17 protein-coding genes are annotated in these 18602 nt (G+C 59.8%); 6 read left to right on the forward strand and 11 right to left on the reverse strand.

Annotated features, from left to right (window positions below; genetic code table 11):
• The first annotated feature begins 40 nt into the window (after nucleotides 1–40).
• From aceE to ACFPN1_RS14940, 3 genes are all read left to right on the forward strand, one after another.
• Nucleotides 41–2734, forward strand: a complete 2694-nt coding sequence (gene aceE / locus ACFPN1_RS14930; protein ID WP_386755966.1) for a pyruvate dehydrogenase (acetyl-transferring), homodimeric type — start codon at nucleotides 41–43, stop codon at nucleotides 2732–2734.
• Nucleotides 2735–2891: 157 nt separating this feature from the next.
• Nucleotides 2892–3800 carry a restriction endonuclease gene (locus ACFPN1_RS14935; RefSeq protein WP_386755967.1) on the forward strand — a complete coding sequence of 303 codons (909 nt, stop codon included), beginning with the start codon at nucleotides 2892–2894 and terminating at the stop codon, nucleotides 3798–3800.
• A gap of 198 nt (nucleotides 3801–3998) precedes the next feature.
• On the forward strand, nucleotides 3999–4970 hold the full coding sequence (locus ACFPN1_RS14940) for a hypothetical protein (RefSeq protein ID WP_386755969.1): 972 nt from the start codon (nucleotides 3999–4001) through the stop codon (nucleotides 4968–4970).
• A 368-nt stretch (nucleotides 4971–5338) separates the two neighbouring features.
• Here the strand turns inward: ACFPN1_RS14940 and ACFPN1_RS14945 are convergent, their stop codons facing one another.
• The 11 genes from ACFPN1_RS14945 to ACFPN1_RS14995 form a co-directional block, all read right to left on the reverse strand.
• A complete protein-coding gene (locus ACFPN1_RS14945) occupies nucleotides 5339–6682 on the reverse strand; it encodes a hypothetical protein (RefSeq protein WP_386755970.1) in 1344 nt (447 codons plus the stop codon).
• A gap of 258 nt (nucleotides 6683–6940) precedes the next feature.
• A complete protein-coding gene (locus ACFPN1_RS14950; RefSeq protein WP_386755971.1) occupies nucleotides 6941–7435 on the reverse strand; it encodes a hypothetical protein in 495 nt (164 codons plus the stop codon).
• Nucleotides 7436–7453: 18 nt separating this feature from the next.
• Entirely contained in the window at nucleotides 7454–8212 is a 759-nt protein-coding gene (locus ACFPN1_RS14955) for a hypothetical protein (RefSeq protein WP_386755972.1), read from the reverse strand.
• Nucleotides 8213–8286: 74 nt separating this feature from the next.
• Entirely contained in the window at nucleotides 8287–9183 is an 897-nt protein-coding gene (locus ACFPN1_RS14960) for a nuclease-related domain-containing protein (RefSeq protein WP_386755973.1), read from the reverse strand.
• A 78-nt stretch (nucleotides 9184–9261) separates the two neighbouring features.
• Complete coding sequence (locus ACFPN1_RS14965; protein WP_386755974.1) at nucleotides 9262–10206, reverse strand: HNH endonuclease; 945 nt, start codon at nucleotides 10204–10206, stop codon at nucleotides 9262–9264.
• 434 nt (nucleotides 10207–10640) lie between these two features.
• Nucleotides 10641–10988 carry an excalibur calcium-binding domain-containing protein gene (locus ACFPN1_RS14970; RefSeq protein WP_386755975.1) on the reverse strand — a complete coding sequence of 116 codons (348 nt, stop codon included), beginning with the start codon at nucleotides 10986–10988 and terminating at the stop codon, nucleotides 10641–10643.
• A 526-nt stretch (nucleotides 10989–11514) separates the two neighbouring features.
• Entirely contained in the window at nucleotides 11515–11700 is a 186-nt protein-coding gene (locus ACFPN1_RS14975; RefSeq protein WP_386755976.1) for a hypothetical protein, read from the reverse strand.
• Between the two features lie 313 nt (nucleotides 11701–12013).
• Complete coding sequence (locus ACFPN1_RS14980) at nucleotides 12014–13501, reverse strand: XVIPCD domain-containing protein (RefSeq protein ID WP_386755977.1); 1488 nt, start codon at nucleotides 13499–13501, stop codon at nucleotides 12014–12016.
• Entirely contained in the window at nucleotides 13491–14159 is a 669-nt protein-coding gene (locus tag ACFPN1_RS14985; protein ID WP_386755979.1) for a hypothetical protein, read from the reverse strand. The genes ACFPN1_RS14980 and ACFPN1_RS14985 overlap by 11 nt, the downstream gene beginning before the upstream one ends.
• 3 nt (nucleotides 14160–14162) lie before the next feature.
• Nucleotides 14163–14639 carry a lysozyme inhibitor LprI family protein gene (locus ACFPN1_RS14990; RefSeq protein ID WP_386755980.1) on the reverse strand — a complete coding sequence of 159 codons (477 nt, stop codon included), beginning with the start codon at nucleotides 14637–14639 and terminating at the stop codon, nucleotides 14163–14165.
• A 422-nt stretch (nucleotides 14640–15061) separates the two neighbouring features.
• The gene (locus ACFPN1_RS14995) at nucleotides 15062–15556 is read right to left on the reverse strand and encodes a lysozyme inhibitor LprI family protein (protein ID WP_386755981.1); all 495 of its coding nucleotides are present in this window, start codon (nucleotides 15554–15556) and stop codon (nucleotides 15062–15064) included.
• Between the two features lie 593 nt (nucleotides 15557–16149).
• Here ACFPN1_RS14995 and ACFPN1_RS15000 point away from each other — a divergent pair.
• The 3 genes from ACFPN1_RS15000 (at nucleotide 16150) to ACFPN1_RS15010 (ending at nucleotide 18428) form a co-directional block, all read left to right on the forward strand.
• Nucleotides 16150–16662, forward strand: coding sequence for a hypothetical protein (locus ACFPN1_RS15000; RefSeq protein WP_386755982.1), 513 nt, complete (start codon nucleotides 16150–16152; stop codon nucleotides 16660–16662).
• A gap of 231 nt (nucleotides 16663–16893) precedes the next feature.
• Entirely contained in the window at nucleotides 16894–17505 is a 612-nt protein-coding gene (locus ACFPN1_RS15005) for a hypothetical protein (protein ID WP_386755983.1), read from the forward strand.
• Nucleotides 17506–18002: 497 nt separating this feature from the next.
• The gene (locus tag ACFPN1_RS15010) at nucleotides 18003–18428 is read left to right on the forward strand and encodes a hypothetical protein (protein ID WP_386755985.1); all 426 of its coding nucleotides are present in this window, start codon (nucleotides 18003–18005) and stop codon (nucleotides 18426–18428) included.
• Nucleotides 18429–18602: the final 174 nt, after the last annotated feature.

Here is an 18602-nt window from a genome sequence, read left to right on the forward strand (position 1 = left end):
ACGATCCAAGGCGCCGGCCAGCGGGCCGCGCGGAGCCCCCATGACGAACTGGCTGAACGAGCTGCTGCAGAACGACCCCGATCCCACCGAAACCCGCGAGTGGATCGAATCCATGCAGGCGGTCATCGACCGCGAAGGCGCCGGCCGCGCCCATCAACTGCTCGACGGCATGGTCGAAGTCACCCGCCGCGCCGGCGCGCACCTGCCGTTCCAGCCCACCACCGACTACATCAACACCATTCCCGCGCACCTGGAGGCCAAGAGCCCCGGCGACGCCGCGATGGAATGGCGCATCCGCTCGATCATCCGCTGGAACGCGCTCGCCATGGTCGTGCGCGCCAACCGCAAGCCCGGCGACCTCGGCGGCCACATCGCCTCGTTCGCCTCGGCCGCCACGCTCTACGACGTCGGCTTCAACCACTTCTGGCGCGCCCCGAGCGATGAACATCCGGGCGATCTCCTCTACATCCAGGGCCACTCCAGCCCCGGCATCTACGCCCGCAGCTTCCTCGAAGGCCGCATCAGCGAAGACCAGCTCGACAACTTCCGCATGGAAGTCGACGGCCGCGGCATCAGCTCCTACCCGCACCCGTGGCTGATGCCCGACTACTGGCAGACGCCCACCGTCTCCATGGGCCTGGGCCCGATCAGCGCCATCTACCAGGCGCGCAACTGGAAGTACCTCGAAGGCCGCGGCCTGATGCCCAAGTCCGACCGCAAGGTCTGGTGCTTCATGGGCGATGGCGAAACCGACGAGCCCGAATCCCTCGGCGCCATCTCCGTCGCCGGCCGCGAAGGCCTCGACAACCTCGTCTTCGTCATCAACTGCAACCTGCAGCGCCTGGACGGCCCGGTGCGCGGCAACGGCAAGATCATCCAGGAACTCGAAGGCGTCTTCCGCGGCGCCGGCTGGAACGTCATCAAGAACATCTGGGGCAGCTACTGGGATCCGCTGCTCGCCCGCGACACGCAGGGCATCCTGCGCAAGCTGATGATGGAAACCGTCGACGGCGAATACCAGAACTGCAAGGCCTTCGGCGGCGCGTACACGCGCGAGCATTTCTTCGGCAAGTACCCCGAGACCAAGGCCATGGTCGCCAACATGTCCGACGACGACATCTGGCGCCTCAACCGCGGCGGTCACGATCCGCACAAGGTCTACGCCGCCTACCACGCCGCCATGCAGACCAAGGGCATGCCCACCGTGATCCTCGCCAAGACGGTGAAGGGCTACGGCATGGGCCAGGCCGGCGAAGCGTTGAACCCGACGCACCAGACCAAGAAGCTCGACGACGAGCAGATCAAGATCTTCCGCGACCGCTTCAACATCCCGGTCGCCGACGCGCAGCTGAGCGATCACCAGGTGCCGTTCTTCCACCCCGGCAAGGACTCGCCGGAAGTCGAATACATGCACGAGCGCCGCAAGGCCCTCGGCGGCTACCTGCCGCAGCGTCGCCGCAAGAGCACGCAGACGCTGGAAGTGCCGCCGCTGGAAACCTTCGACCGCCTGCTCAAGTCCAGCGGCGATCGCGAGATCAGCACCACGATGTCGTTCGTGCAGACGCTCAACATCATCCTGCGCGACAAGCAGGTCGGCCCGCGCTGCGTGCCGATCGTCGCCGACGAAGCGCGCACCTTCGGCATGGAAGGCATGTTCCGCCAGCTCGGCATCTACGCGCCGCACGGCCAGAAGTACAAGCCGGTCGACCGCGACCAGCTGATGTACTACCGCGAGGACGCCGCCGGCCAGGTGCTGGAGGAAGGCATCACCGAGTGCGGCGCGTTCTCCAGCTGGATGGCCTGCGCCACCAGCTACAGCACCAACGACCTGCCGATGCTGCCGTTCTACATCTACTACTCGATGTTCGGCTTCCAGCGCATCGGCGACAGCGCCTGGCAGGCGGCGGACATGCGCGCGCGCGGCTTCCTGCTCGGCGCCACCGCCGGCCGCACCACGTTGAACGGCGAAGGCCTGCAGCACGAAGACGGCCACAGCCACCTGCTCGCCAGCGCGATTCCGAATTGCCGCGCCTACGACCCGACCTTCGGCTTCGAAGTCGCGACCATCGTCCAGTACGGCATGCAGCGCATGCTCGCCGAACAGCGCGACGAGTACTTCTACCTCACACTGATGAACGAGAACTACGCCCACCCGGACATGCCGGAAGGCGCGGCCGAAGGGATCATCAAGGGCATGTACCTGCTCAAGGACGCCGGCAAGCCCAAGAAGGGCGAACTGCGCGTGCAGCTGATGGGCTCCGGCACCATCCTGCGCGAAGCCATCGCCGCCGCCGAGCTGCTCGACAAAGACTTCGGCGTCACCGCCGACATCTGGTCCTGCCCCAGCTTCACCGAACTCGCCCGCGACGGCGCCGATGCCGAACGCTTCAACCGCATGAACCCGGAAGCCAAGACCCCGCGCAAGCCCTACGTCACCCAGCTGCTCGAAGGCCGCCAGGGCCCCGCCATCGCCGCGACGGATTACGTGCGCGCCTTCGCCAACCAGATCCGCGAATACGTGCCGATGAAGTACACCGTACTTGGCACCGACGGCTTCGGCCGCAGCGACACCCGCGCCAACCTGCGCCGCCACTTCGAAGTCGACCGCTACTACATCGCCCACGCCGCCATCGCGGCCCTGGCGGCGGAAGGCAAGATGACGGGGAAGGATGTGGCGAGGGCTATCAAGCAGTACAAGATTGACAGTGAGAAGCCGAATCCGGTTGGGGTTTGATGGTCATAGAAAAGGGCGGCCAATTGGCCGCCCTTTTCTTTGCGGCCAATAATTGGACTAGATTGGCGGCCGTAGGGTGGGCTGTTAGAACAGTAGGAAGGACGCGCCGCACGCAGCCTAAGCCGCGTGCAACCATCAACCGCTCGGGTTTCATGCGATGGTCAAGAAGCTAAGTTTCGAAGCTAAGGAACGGATGGTGGAGCTTAGCGGAGCCTGTTTCTGGTACTGGAACGGCTTCTATAGCTTTCTCGAAAGCTGCGGCGTTCCGAGACAACTGCATCGTAAGTATCCACGCGATGCATACAACAAGTACGAACTCATGCGGGCTTTGCTCGACGAGCTAGATCGAGCGGGAAACTCCGCTTTGATAGGCGCTATAGCATCTGGGTTCTATCGCCTAAACGGTCCGCTGGATCGTGATCAGTTGGACGAGCGGAAAGCCAAGAAGCTATTGGCAGAATTCAGAGGCATGGTTGGGGACGACCCAATTGAAGCCGAGATAAGAAGAAGAGAGCAGGAAAAAGCCAAGACGGCTTACAAAGAGGCTGTCGCGTCTCAGCGCGCTCAAGTAAAGCGCATCGAGGACTTGAACAATGATTTTCTGTCGCTGACAACTACGAGCGAGCTCAGTCCACAGCAACGTGGATTCAGATTAGAGCAGATTGTCTTTGAGTTGCTCAGTCTCAGTGAGATAGAGCATAGAAGACCATTTCGAACTTCTGGCGAACAAATAGATGGGCACTTCAAGTACGAGAAATTCGACTATCTAGTTGAAGTTAAGTGGACGCAGAAGCCAACAAAGCAGCCTGAGCTTTCTGTATTCGACGGCAAGATTCGCGGAAAGGCGCAGAGCACAAGAGGACTCTTCATTTCGGCCAATGGATTCGATGATGCGGCCATCAAGAAGTACTCGGGTGACATGCCAAGAATCATTCTGATGACCGGCGAAGATTTGATGCTAGTGCTAAGCGGACGCGTGCTCTTTGCTGACGCTATGAAGGCTAAGGTTGACGCCATAGTCAGGCTTGGGGAAATTCTGTTCCCGTTGAGGAAGGTAGCCCTGTAAGAGGTCCGCTACGTGAAGCTGTTGGTTTGTTAATTTTGTGTTGAGTAGGTCTGGTGCCATCCGCCATTGGGCGGGAGCCATATTCCTAAATACATATAAATCAAGGAGGGCCTTTTTGTGGCGAAGGGACCTCGGTGGGCTCGCAATCCAAAGGTGCTTGCTCGCATAGAGCTTGCCAAACGCAGAATTCGGAGTGTCTTGGGGCGCCACACTGCCGCAAGTGGCCGCACTCTCGAGCAGAAGATCGCAGACGCAGGGCCGACCAATCAAAGAATTGAGCCCGTCTATCTGACCGTGGCTCGCCGCGCACTTGAGAAGGATGGGGTCGTTTCAAGAATGGCCCGCGGAGGGCTGCCTTGGTATTTCCTCTCAACAGCCAATGCATCGAGTGTAGATGCCCGCATTGCTGAACAGTTGGTAGTGCATGAAGCCGTCAGCAACATCCACGTGAACAAAAGAGTAGGCCAGGCTTTAGAAATCGCGATCATTCGAGCTATGCGGCGAGAGAAGTACAAGTACTTCGGTGACTTCAGAGATCTAGATAGTCACGATGACTCCTCGCCATATAGCCGCATAGAGCCCCCCATAGCGATTGGAGGGCGATTTACGGATGGTCCCGTAGACTTCATCGCTGAGGTAGCAAACGATTGGGTTGCAATCGAGGCAAAAAATGTGAGGCCGTGGATCTACCCTACGCAGAGAGATGAGCTCATGCCGCTGTTGCGAAGAGCGGTGGAGTTGGATGTGGTTCCAGTTCTCATCGCTAGAAGAATTCCTTATGTAACGTTTTCCGAAGTATTCAGGCCGTGCGGCGTTCTAATGCACCAAACATACAACCAGCTCTACCCATTTAGTGCAGCCGATCTGGCCAAATTGGCTGCCCAGAAAGACTTGCTTGGGTATCACGATATTCGAGTGGGAAATGATCCAGATAAGCGCTTAAGCGACTTCTTTGGCAAGAACTTGCCGATGCTTGTGAAGGATGCCAGGAGGCGATTCGATGAACACAAGGATCTACTGCTGATGTTGGCCCTTGGCGAGCTGAACTATCTTTCCTTTCATGTAGAGCTGCGAAAGCGCCTTGGAATCTATGTTGACGGAAACTATGAGGCGGACGACTCTGGACTAGAGGGGCCTGAGTATGACGAGTACCTAGATGACGATGAGTAGCCAGCGTCAAAGTGCCCTTGGATGCAAGTAGTGAGCTTGCCTTTAAAGGGGACGGAGGGAATTAATCACCCGCCGTTCCATCTCTCCGGAGAACCCAGGGGTAGAGCAGCGGCTTTCGGCTATTTGAGTGTGGCCAGCTCTTCAGGACTCAGTCTTAAACCATCCAGTACATGCGATTCCCCGTCGCTCGACTTTCCGCCGCAGACCCGGCTGACGAAGTCGATCGCGGCAGCCGCGCCGGCATAAAGGTGTCAGGTTCATTTGCTTGTGACGGCAAATGAACCTGACCCCTTTCTTTCAAACGCCTTTGCTTGTCAGTCAGGCGGGACGCATGGGCGACGTGCATTGCGCCTATTGGCGATAGTCCCTTACTTGAGGCCTGGCTTCGCCGCCTCGATAAGCTTTACGAGCTTATCGAAGTGCTTGTCTTCAAGAAGCGACTTGAGAGACTCCAAGGGATGTCCCTCAAAGCCCTTCCCGTCGTAAATGCGGATCGGATTGTCGCTGAAGTTGCGGATAGTAGTTTCAAGCAACTGGTTGAAGAGCGTCTTATCGCCAACCGCCTCGACCTCTTTTTTGTAAGCTTCAAACGATTGCGCCGTGGCTACCTTATAGGTGTAGTCCTGCTGGATACGAGCGGTGAGGCTTGCGTTTCGGGCGGCAAACCACCCTAACCAGATCCCAGGGGCAGCAAGCGGGATGAAGTGAAGTACGCGCTCCCAGAATGGAACGACTTGTTTCGGGGCGGTGGTGCCGGCAACTTCTTTTAAAAGCTCAGCGAAAGAACCCGAAGCACCGCCATCTTGTGAAAACGTTCCTTTGGCCATCAGCACCAAATAGACAATTGCCGCAACAAAGGCGAGTAGCCAGCCGATTCGTTCCATCCCGAGCCGCTTAGCACTTTTATCAAACGAGCCAGCTAAGCCTTGGCGGTTGAGGTCAGAGATTGCTTTGGAGATCTTTGCATTGGCTTCTGCAACAAGTTCGCCGCCACGAACAATCTGCTTGTCGGCATTCTCGCGATCTGCCGTGATTGTCGCCAGCTTGGCTTTCGCCTCACCAAGCAAAGTATTGGCATCGCTTACCGTTTGCTCATAAGTCGCCTTTGAAGTGGCGACATCCTGCGCAGTCTGCTGGACAGTGCTGAGATGTTGGGCGATCTGGGCAACAGCGGAAGCCGCTCGGCTCTCGGCGCTTTCGGTGGCTTGGAGGGCAATTGCAATATCGCCTGCTTGCTTGCTGATTGTCGCCTGTTGTTCAACTAACTTCTCAGCTAGAGGGGCGGCGTTTTCAACCCTGGTGATGTCGTTGTTGAGATCCTCTTGAGCGGCTTCAATGACCGCTTTGCGAACGCGGAAGCGCCTATCAAGAATCGGCGTCAGGGCAACATTCAACTCTGAAATCTTCGCAGGGAAGCCCGATTGGATAAGCCATGGATAGCCATTGCTCGGAGTGGCTGAGACCAATCCATTGAGCTGGTTGATTATGGAAACAGTGATTGTTTCCAACGCCTTGTCGTCCGCGCCAGCAGTCTTGGTCTTTGAGGCGGCATTCGAAAGGGCCGTCTCCCATTCATCAAAGAGCGCGTCAAAGTCTTCGGCTTGCCCTCCCTTCAATCCAAACGGTGTGAAGTCCGTTTCAGTCGGCTTGCTCTGACGAAGAGTCTTCCATGCACGATGAAGTGTTTGAAACTCAGCATAAGCATCCTTCAACTTCTTCCCCTTTTCGTTGGATGCGTCGCGCGTGTGCAATTAGCGACGGGTGGAGTTAACGGATCAGGTTCACTTAATCGAGGAAAAGGTCTCAGGTGGATTTTCATAGGGCCATGAAAATCCAGATGAAACCCTTCTATATGAGTTGTGGCGGTGTCATTGTTCTCAACTTTAGGGAAGAAAAGGGGACGGAAGGGAATTAATCACCCGCCGTCCCATCTCTCCGGAGAACGCTGGGGCAGAGCAGCGGCTTTTCGGCTATTTGAGTGTGGCTAGCTCTTCAGGACTCAGTCTTAAATCATCCAGTACATGCGATTCACCGTCGCTCGACTTTCCGCCGCAGACCCGGCTGACGAAGTCGATCGCGGCAGCCGCGCCGGCGATGTCGAAGCGATAGTTGTGCTTCGCACCGTTGGCGGCCGTGGCCGTGCACGCGAACTGTCTGGCCTCCCGGATCGATAGTAGGAAGCGATCCGCGTGGGTAAGCAGGGCAACCCCCTTTTCCAGATAGGTCCAGGTGGCGATGACGGACGGACCGCCGTCGATGGAGTATTCGAGCTCGCGATCGTCAAAGTCACCGCCCAGTACGTCCGGTACGAGCAGGTGTACGTAAACCGAATCCGGCCCGGGATCGTCGCACTTGATCACGAACGAGTTGCCGTATGAGCGGGCGGCCGCGATAGCTCGAGTCCGCCCCTGGGGATTCGGCTCGGTCGCCCGGATCCAGTGTGCATTCGTGGATTGATTGGACACGATGTTTCCCTGTCTCGCTTAGCGGATGTAGCAGATGTCGATGTAGACGATGCCGTTGTAGCCGTTCTGGCACGGCGCACCCGCGGGACCGGAGTGTTTGAAGCGCACCTGGGTTTGGCCGATGCGCTGCAGATCCCACGCTTGGCAACCTTCGGCGCGGGCCAGCTCAGCGCCGGTCAGCGGGTACTTCGAAACGAAGTAGCCGAAGGCGCTGTTGCATACCATCCCGCTCACACCAACCTTGATCTGCTCACAGACCTCGCCGTTCTTATCGTCATCGGAACCGGAGGTGACGCTACCAAGCTGCCGCTCCAGCGCCGTGGCCAGCTGGAACACCGTCATCGTGCCGGGAAAGTCGGGGTCGAGCTGGATGCGCGCAACGATGTGCGTCATGTCATCGCCATCCAGCTTCAGCGAGCCCAACGGGCGGAAGCGCTTGACCATCCCCTGCGGCAGCATGATCTGGTCGCCGGAGCACAACGTGACAATGTAGGCGTCGTCCGTGACCTCGTTTACGCGAACGACGAAGGCGTACGAGGGTTGGATCGGCACCATAAGCGGCTTCACCGCCTTGATGTATTCGCTGCGCAACATGGCGTTGCGAGCTTCGCCGCAGTTGGCGTCACACTCCATCCGCGCTAGCGCTTCGGCTTGGGCCGTATTGCCCGTCGTGACTTTGATCTCGGAAGCAGTTCCGGATTCACAACGGCACCGGTAGGTGTACTCATAGTTGCCGCTTCCAAGATGCTCCCTGCGGACGAACGTTACGTCGGACATTGACTTTCCTCGTGGTGGCGTCCTGTTTGGCCCGGACGCTTGCGGCCTGGTTATTGGACAGAGCTGGGTCAGGCTCACTTCGTTGAAGCGGAATCGGCCGGATAGCGCATCACCAGTGCCTGGGTGACGAGCGCCACCGTTCCCGAATCGATTGCAATTGCTGATTGATCAGCCATGAAATGAGCGCCTCGGCCCGCTGGGTTGAATACACGGATGTCAGTAGCTGCAGTCGTGTCGACCCACCAGCCGGGTAACGCCAGAGCGGGGATAACGGGAACCGTCCGTCCGGTGGTCTTCCTGAGATAGGCGGTCAACCAATCCGCCTGCCGCTTGGTCTGTTGAAGGCGCTTGCTGTCGCTGAAGTTCGGGAAGCGGAGGCATTGCCCGTCATACGTCACCTTGAAATGGTTCTTCGAAGCGGTGGCGCGCGGCTTTCGGACCGACTTGGTTTCGATGGCGTAGACAGCGCGCGGGCCGATGACCACGTGGTCGATGTTGAACTGCTCGCCCGGGATGTCGTGGAGCACTGTGCATCCAAGCCCCATGAGTCGATTCAGCTCTTGTGCGGTGTAGAGCTCCGCTTGCAGGCCGGCGTTGGCGATCCGCCGCACGCGTCCCGCGCGGAACAGTCGCCAGATGGCCCAGGCGCACATCAGGGCGAAACCGGCGATGAGGACATAGTCGCCAGTTCGGATGGAGACGTGCGACCAGTTGACGCGCTGCAACGCCCAGAATGCGAGGAAATACGGCCCAAGAAAGATGAGGATCATGAAGCTCGTCATGATCTCGTCGGTAAGATCGTCCACGCGCTTACGTAGCTGCTCGGCAGCGCCGTAGATCGCGCGTCCTTCAATCGGTGAGCGACGGCCGTCTCGGTCCTGCCACTTCCGATACCCCCAGAAAAGGCCAACGGCGATGAGGGAGGGGACGAACAAGCTCGCGATCAGGATAAGTAAGTTGATAGATGACATGGACGTCCTTGCGGGCTAGCTAAGCGAGGTCGTCTCGCCCGAGAGACTTGATAGGAATAGGTGCAGTTCCAAATTCAGTTAGGCCGCCTTGAGAGCAAACATTTTTCGATGGTGCCGGAGAAACTCTGCCTGTTGCGGCAGGAATGCTTCGATCTTCGTATGGCGATGAATCGACCACCGGTTGAGCACGTCGTCAGGCAGTGACGGATGCACCAGCATCTGACCGTCGTCCTCGAAGGAGATAAGTCGCTCATCGAACAAGGCATCAACATGGGGCGACAGCATGATTCCGTTGAAGCCGCTAATGCGTTCGGCATTGGAGGAATCTCGCCATGGCTTGATGTGGCTGGCGATCAGCAATCGCGAATCGTCAACGCCGGTAACGCGGCAACGCGGGTCGATGAGCATGACCTGCTTGCGGAACAGGCCTTGGCCGATGCGCGCCTTCGTTAACTGAAGACGCTGTGTTTCCGGGAGAGTGTTGTCGCCTTCGATGGCATGAATGTCATCGAGAAGTTCGATGTCGTTCCTGGCGTCCTGCACGAGGTGCGTCTGGGTAAAAGCAGGTGATGCCTCGACTCCTAGCAGGGCGAGGAGCAGGTGGCCCAAGGCATCGGAGATTCCCGCCAGATAGCAACCCTGGTTGCCCTGACCGTTCTGCCGAATTGGCGAGTAGATGGTGGGCAGCAGCGGCGCAATCGCGTCGATGTGAGCGGTCGGACGAAGAGACTTCGGCGCCGGAGTGAAGTAGACGCTGACTAGCCAGCCCTCATTGGACCAGTAGTCGCCAACACTGCCGAACTCGGTGGGTTTGGGACTGGCAGACGCTGCCTCCGTCACCTGACCGATCGCGCCAATCTGGCCGTGCGCATAGGAAAAGACGATGTCACCGGGACGCACGAGCTTCATGTTCTCGTAGGTCTGATTGAAGCTGCCGTTAGCGTTACGCATGGGCGACCACAGGTAGCCGCCGCGAACTTCGTGGTCGCGCGTCTGCCTATGGTTGACCCACCAGAAGGCCATCAGGCCTTACCTTCTCGGCGCAGCTGTGGCAGGTCAGAGTTCATTCTCGGACACGTCTCTGCACCTGACCCAGTTGTGCTGCCGGTCCCGTAACTGTTCCCACCCGTTCGGGAGCCGCCTCATAGCCGTTCCTCCAACGCACGCCAATCCGGTGCGCTTGGCGTCGGCGCTGCCATAGCTCGGAAGCAAATAAACCTGAGTGGAAGGACGAGGCTTTCCCAGGAGCCTTGCGAAGGCCTGACCGTTACTTGCTTCTTGCTTCTCGCAGAAGTCGCGAAGAATCGGCGCCACCCAGCTTTTTGTCCTGGCAATCGTCAGGCGCTCGCACTGAAAAGGCGTCGTATCTTGCGCGCTTGCAAGATGGGGCTTGAACAAGAGGGCCGCACCCAATGCAAGCGCACAGAGGAACGCTGCAGATCCGTCTCGGTTCGCTTTCATTCGCATCCCACCCCATCGCCGTCGCGATCCAGATGCCGCCCATACCCCGGATCCCCACGCCGCACCGGCGCGGCACCCGCGGCGCGCGCGGCGCGGCAGTTGGGGTAATGGACGGAATCGCTGCGGCCGCCGCTCAGGCGTTGTCGTGGCGTGGGTGCGCGATCGGGAGCGGGAGCGAAGTTCGGCGCAGGCGTTCGCGCGGCACTGCCGCGATGGCAGTGGTACCCGCCGTGCTTGCGATCGTGATGGCAGCCGTTCGCGTCCAGGCCGCCGCCGTGCGCGGCGACGGTGTCGCTGGCCATAAGCAATGCGCCCCACAGCAGGACGCGTGGCGTCGTCAGCACCGGACACCCCCCGCGTCCTCCGTGACGGAGCGCACGGTATCACCGTGCGTCCCGGTAGGGTCGTTGCGGCGCAGCACCGGGACGCCAGAATCCGCAAAGAACGAGGCTCGGAGCCTTGAGGGAAGGACCGCGAGCCCTGGCCGAAGGGCGCCGGGTCCTTCCGCAAGGACACAACATCCTGACCGAAGGATTCCGGGGCCTGACCGTGAGGCTCGATGCCTCAATGCCAAGGCTCCGGAGCCTCAGGCGAAGGCCGGAAAGTCCTTCCGGAACGACTTTTGATCCTTCGCGAAGGACGTTGCGTCCTTCCGGAAGGCCTGCGGGGCTTTCCGGAAAGCTCCCGAATCCTTACGGAAGCTCTTTGGGTCTTTCCGCCATCGTCGCGGATCGTTTCGGTTCGGCGCGCCCATGCCGACCACCGCACCAAAAAGAAGAGCCCCGCCAAAGCGGGGCTGTTCTCGTTCCGGCAAACCCTGGACTGCGTGCGAGCCGTGCGTCCTGTCCCCGGCAGGCGCTGCGTCGCGCCTTAGCGGCATGGTCCGCGGTGGTCGCCATGGTCGAGATGGGCGCCGATGGCGTCGCGCGGCAGTTCCAGCGTCTTCTTGCCCTTGTGGCAGACCAGCTCCTTGCCGGCGGGGCCGCCCAGCTGCACCGGCAACAGTTCGCAACCGGACAGCGACAGGACGAACAGCAGGGCGAGCAGGCATTTCATCGGGAATGTCTCGTGACGGGATGAGGCGCACAGGGTAGGCGTGCGCCGGACGCCGACGCCGTGATGCGCGTCTGTCCTTGCGAAACACCTCGCGTCGTTCGCCCCGGCCTTCGCACCCGCGCGAGGGACCGACGCCGCGAACGGTCGCCGGACATGAAAAAGCCCGGCAGACCGGGCGTGCTGCCGGATCTGCCGGGCGGAACCACACGGCGGCGCCGCGTGCATGTTGCGGTGATGGCCGGTCAGCTCACGCCGGTTCGGGCTCGGGTGCGCGGCGGGTTTGGGTCCAACGCGCCGACATGCAGTGCCGCGCCTAGGCGAGCTTCATGCTCATGTGTGGGTTGGTTGGGTCGCGCTGCAGGTCTTGCTGCTGGGCCACCTGTGGCGCTTCAGTCTGCGATTGCCGGACTGCATCGAGCTGGCGATAGCTCTCCTCTGCCGGTGTAGCCAACGCTTGGGCAGTCGACATATGCGCCTGATTGGCTGCGGGATCGGGCGAATGGCTGGCGGTCCGAAATACATGGACGAGTTCGCCCGCCTTCAGATTGGAAGTCGGTTGGTTGAAAGCCACCCGTACATCCTCCTGTGCGGTGAATCCCTTTTCTCCAGCCAGCACGAGCAGGCTGGCACTCAGCCGCTCGCTGCGCTCGTCCCATGGCTTGCCGGCTTGATGGTCCAGTTCTCGAACGCCATCGCGTATGCGTTCCAGCAAGGCATGGTCCGGGTGATGGTGTTCGGCCGGGCTGCTGCCATGGGCTGCGATCCGATCGCCGCCATCGGTGCGTACATTCAGGTCGGCCGCTTCTCCGGGCAGCGCGAAGGGTTGGACTTTGGGGTGATAGATCGCTTCCAGCGTCTTCAGATCCGCGTTGCCCGTCGTGGGCAGCCCATTCCACAACTGAAAGCTCTCCACCGCAGCCTTGGTTCGGCCGTCAAAGGTTCCACTCGCGACCAGGCCGTGACCGTGACTATCGCGATAGCCCAAGCCACCAAGCTGCTTTTGCAGGCGAGCAACCAGTGGACCCGTGTCGCCCGGGCCCAGTCGGCCGTCCGCCATGGCATCTCGCTCGTGGACGTTGGCGTGCCGTAGATAGTCGGGCATGCCATCGACTGGTGAGACCTTGAAGGTTGGCGTCCCGTGCTCAAGACGGTCACCAATTTCCTTGATCTCCGAAAGCAGGCCGAAATTCTGATGCCGATGTTCGGAAACAAATCGCTCGTACCGAGCGATGTAGGGCGTCACCTCCCGTTGAGAGATGCCAAGTCCACCGTAGTCGCGGCTAGGGCCGTCATGGTGGTACTTGTATATGTACTCCTCACCCTGTCCTCGTGACTTCGCCAAAGCCGCGTTGTCGCGGTAATGCGCAACCAGGGATTCCGCCTGCTTGGCAATATCCCCGCGATTTTCATTGCTGATTCCGTAGGCTGCGCCGGTCCCCTTCACGAACTGGCCAAGCCCGTAGGCCGAAGTGGTTCCGGCTGCGGCATCCGGATTGAAGCCAGACTCCACACGGGCGATGGCGAGAACGTGAGCCGTCTCTCTATTGCTCAGGCCAGCACGCTCGGAAGCAGCGATCAAGGCATCTATCGCGCGGGACTGAACTTCCGGGGAAGCATCTCCCCACACGTGCGAGTTTCCTGCCAGTCGCCCCGGCGAGCGATCGATCGGATCATCGTAGTGACTGATGCGCCTGCTGACCTGACTATCACGGTACTCCCTTCCGCGAGGTTGAATCATTGAATCGTAGACAAGACCTGTCACGGCATTCCCCTCCTTGGGAACCAAAGTGTTAGTTGTCATCCAAAAGCTTCACGTCTATCTCGCCGATCTCCAGCGCATCAGCCATCTCATCGAATTCCATATTGTTCGGGCTCTGCTGCTTGCTGTCGGGAAGTGAGTCGTCCGTCAGGATGGCGGGGTTGCTGTGCGTAAGTTGCTTCCCGTTGCCGTCGTACAAGTAGTACCACTCGCAAAACTCGCAACCAAAGGGTCGCTCACCGTACTGCACGACGAAATATGGCGATCCGTTGGCTGCAACAACGCACTCCACGCCGACAGGCGTGTAATCCTTCATCTCCGCTGGCTTGGAAAGTTCTCGGGATTGGCCATCGCGGTTCGAAATGGACGCGATGGTCTGAATGCAGTCTGAGCTCCCAGGGGCGCAGGTCAATGTGATCTTTGTGGGTCCGCAAGCGCTCGATACGCCTGGGTTGCGCTCTTGCGCGCTCAGCCGGGTTTGCGGAGCGGCGCTGTGCGGGAGTGGGCTTTCGGAAGGCGCCTGCTTCGCGTGAGGGCGACACGCGGTCACCGTACAGGCCAATGCAACGAACAAAACGTAAGGCAATCGATTCATGGAAACATCCGTGTAGGCCATGGCGGCGAACCGATGGTACACCGGACTGCCAGGAATCCCGCCCAAAGACTTCGACAATGCGTCGTAAACGTAACGTTGCGTCATGGATCAGAACGCCTTCAACAAAACCTCGATCTGATTGATGCGTGCCTTCGTCAGTTCCAGCCGGCACGCCTCCGTCAGGTTGCCGACTTCCCCACGTCCCATGCCTTGCAGCAGAGGTTCGGCCTCGCAATGCGCATCGCGATAGCGGCGCCACGCAGAGGTTCCGGAGATGAACGATCGGGTCAGGTCCTCAACGTAGGTCGGATCGCTTTCGAGATAGCTGGCGTATTGAGTGGTGGCCAGTTCGATGACGCGGCGCTCCACTTCCCTAAGGCGCGTCTCGCTCAGATGCATCTCGCGGTAGCTTGCGCACTCGCGGCTCTGGCTGCAGGTCTCAGGGGCCCAGCCTGCGTAACAGGCTTCGCGATCCGAGTACAGCGAGGCCGAGCTGCAGCTTGGGTTGGCGACGGAACTTGTGGGTCGACGGCCGCCGGGCTCGGCATGGCTCGCGCAACTTGCGGACATGGCCAGCAGGATCACGTACGGCAGTCTCTACTTCTTCAACCGCATATCGAACTCCACTTCTTGATGGCTTGAATGTGCAGACGGGGCGGGGCATCCAGTAAAGGTTACATCTACGGACAGTCGCTGCCCTCCTTCATGCCCCCGGTAAGGCAACCGTCGCAACCATCAACGACAGCCAGCGTGGGTGGGACAAGGTGCGACTACTCAACAGATCCAGCGAGCGCGCTCTGGCACTTCCTGTAGGTGCGTGACTGTTGTCTTCGGGAATACTGCTCGCGTACTGATCCACGACCGTCTTTGCGTACTGCGTGGTGTTTCTTACCTGCGGATAACCCATATTGGTATGGACCCATCGCTTACCTTCGGGTCAGAAAGCATCGATGTTCGTTGTGTCGATCCGCGACATTGTCATCCTCCTGGTGAATCAAGCCTGCTGATTAATCCGACACCAAGTCGAGCCAATCCTGAAGGAGGTCTGCACGTTCGCACGTATAGAAAATCTCGCGCTCTGCGGCTGAAAGGTTCTCGGCTTGGCTGCTGTCGAATAGCGACGCTTCAAATACGCCATCCTTGTCGCGCAGGATGAGCCATTCGCGCTGTGCCTCTACCAGTAGCTTCTTGTGTCGCGGGTCGAGAGATTCTGCGAGCTTCTTGTAGATGCTGTTCAGGCGCGCGTCCTGCCGCTTTGCCTCCTCGGATAAGCATTGGGCATTCTCGATGGTGCCGGTAGCGCTATCGAGGCACGCGAAGTAGTCCCGGGTCATGCCTTTGGGGCCGCGGCGTACGAGTTCCACGGCGGCTTCATTCATTTGAGGTTGGTTTGCGGTCGCTGCCGGCATCTCGGTAGCGTCAAGCGGCTTGGCTTCGGCTGCCGGCTTGCAAGCCACCAGCAAGCCAATTGCAAACAGACAAAAGTAGATCTGCTTCGGCATGTCTACACCTTGCGTTCTTCTGTATTGATTTTGTGGTTGGGATAAATGCGTTAGCGAAAGCCACATTTAAGGGCGTGTAATCCATGCGCACGAGGACAGCAGCTAAGCTGTCTAGCCACTACGGGCCGGCCGGCTTCAAGCACGGCATTCGATCCTTCCATGATCTGACAAGTATGTAGGCCGAATATATGGGGTGGCTGTGAGAAAAGTAAGCAGATCTGAGCTTCCAATTAATGACCGGCTTGTGCAGTTGCTGCAGGCGCCGGGCGCCGTTGCTCCAGCGGTGCGGGAGACCAGCGCTTCGCTCAGGCCCAGGCTGGGCGGCAGTAGCAGCGCAAAGCGCGTTCGGCCACCGCTTCGCTCAAGCCAGATTGGGCGGAACCATGCCGGGATTGTTGGCGAGCAGCAGCAGGCTGCGGGCCGACACAGCTTTATGCAGAACCACGCGGGCGTCTGTCGGGCAAGGCCGCGGGGTGGGGTAGGAGTTTTCCCGCAACTGACGCGCATGAAGTTGCAAACAGGCAGATCAAAGAGGACGTTCTTCTTTTGCCGGTCGCTATAGTCGCCATATCAAACCGGGCATTGGAGGCCCCATGCGTTGGATGTTGGCGCTGTCGTTGGCAGCGATATTGGCGAGTACTGCATGTGCGCCGATCGCGCGTGTGGAAGCGGGTCCGCTAGACGCGTCGCCAGCCGAGACCGGAGCAACAGGCAGAGCGCCGAACAAGGCGTCCCTGGCTGATTTCGAAGGCGACTGGTCGTATGCCAATGATTGCGAATTTGGCCATTACGCAAACCTGTCGTTGAAGCGGAGCGGTAATGCCGTGTTGGGTGACTGGTCTGATGGCACGCGCGTGCGAGGTACGGACGGCTTGCTGCGAGGTGCGCTGAAGGACAACCGATTGATGCTGGAACTGTGCACGAACGGCAATGAACGGGGCGCTGAGCCATATTGCCCGGCATTCGCAGGCTCGCATGATTTCGTTGAGCGCCGGGGGGATGCCCTGATCTGGTACCGCCACTATGACGACGTAACGCAATACCTCGTCCTGGAGCGCAATCCCTTACAGGGGTCGCGCAAGCAGGGTTGTGAAGAAGACCAGTGAAGGCCCACAAGGTAAGGATGACCCATGAGTGCAACCAACCCCACGCGCCCAGCCGCCTCGCAGCCACTCACGGATGCGGAGCTCCGATCCACACTGTTCTTTGCAGTTGGAGTGACCTCTGAGAACGGAGACAGGGCCTTTCCCAAGGTGTTGTTTGCTGATATCAGGCGTTTTGGCTCGCCAGGTCGGACGCAATGGTTCGTCCCTCAGGAGTGGGCATAGGAGGCCCTGATGCGATGGAAAGTGACGCTGCTGTTGGCAGCGATAGTGGCGACTACGGGCTGCGCGTCGATGGCGCGCGACACCGGACAACAAGGGCCGGGCGCGTCAGCCGTTGCGGGCGAACTTGCGGGCAGCGAACTGGCTGCGTTCACCGATGACGCGTTCTACGTGCGCACGTGGCGCAGCGAAGATCTCGATGGTGACGACGACCGTGACGTGGTCGCCATCCTGGAAGAGAAGATCAAGGGGGCGGACAGACCGCGCACGCTGCTCGTGCTGAGGCGATCGGCAGATGGTCGGCTGGAACGGACCGTGGAGAACCGGAACGCCATCTTGCCGGCGTCGCACGGGGGCACGTTGGGCGATCCCCTGCGCGAGCTCGTCGCACACACGGGAGGATTTGCGCTCATCTTCGAAGTCGGTGCGCGCGGACTGTCGTCGCGTCGCTATGCGTTCGACTACGTGCCGGCCAGGAAGACGTGGATGCTGACGACGCTCCAAACTCGCGTTCTTGATCGGCACGAGGGGGATGCCAGGGAGAAGCAGTTCGGCGTCCGCGACTTCGGCAATGTGTCCGTATCGGAGTTCGATCCCCAATCGCTGCCAGACGAAGGAATCTGATCAGCAACCGGTCCAGGAGGGACGCCATGCCAACAGCAAATGAAGTGCCGCCGGAATCCAGCCGCGCGACGAACTCGCGGACTTCATGGCCCAGATGGGCCATGAGTCGGCTGGGTTCACGCGGCTCGAAGAGCTTCCGCTACACCCGCGGTATCGAAGCATTCCGGTGCAACCGGCATTCGCGGAAGGGCAAGAGGCATTGGAAGCCGCCCGCCAGCTACCAATAAGGTTCCAGGTTCATTTTCACGCGACACGAAAATGGACCTGGAACCTTTGCTTTTTGCGTAAAGGGGCTCGTCTTGTTTGGCGCCCCTGTCCTGCCACCCAGGTAGGGCGCAATAAGCGCAGCGCATTGCGCCGCGAGGGTCTGAAGTTGCCTTGTTCGCACCCCGCGCCGATCGGGGCCAGAACACACGTGCGAAATTGTTTGCCGACCCAGGCCGTTCTACCATCCGTCACGCAACGGGCGCCCGCCGCGTTCTTCTCCAGGGGAAAACATGCATTACAAGCACTGGCTCGGCCTCGCCGCGCTCGTAACCGGTCTGTCCGCCTGCGGCGGCCCCGCACGCTTCGCCATCCAGGGCTATCAGGGCCCCGTGCGCCCGGTCGCGGAAACGTTCACCGTGCGCAGCCAGAACGGCTACATGAAGCTGCTCAAGCTCGACGGCAACAAGGGCCACTTCATTCCCATCGCCAGCGGTCCCGGCGCGTACGCCGGCTTCGACGTGTCGCTGCTCCCGGGCAAGCACCAGCTGGAAGTCTATTGCTGGATCGACGGTTATCCGTATTCGACCTACAGCGACAACCAGATCGTCGAAGTCGAAGGACAGCCGGGCGAGACGCTCGAAGTCAGCTGTACACCCCTGGGCGACCGCTTCCACTTCGGTGTGCGCAATGTCGCGCCGCCGCAAGGGGTGAACTGAGTTCATTCGAACGGGGCAGGTTCACTTGCCGATGTGATAAATGAACCTGGAGTGGCCCGGCTTCCACAGACACCTGAAAATGGGGACAACCCCGGAGGTGTTTGGATGGCAAGGCAGCGGTTCACTGCGGAATTCAAGCGAGAGGCGGTTCGGCTATTGGAGCGTGGCGACAAG

It is taken from the genome of Lysobacter yangpyeongensis, from assembly GCF_042655745.1.
In the GTDB taxonomy this organism is placed as follows: domain Bacteria; phylum Pseudomonadota; class Gammaproteobacteria; order Xanthomonadales; family Xanthomonadaceae; genus Agrilutibacter; species Agrilutibacter yangpyeongensis.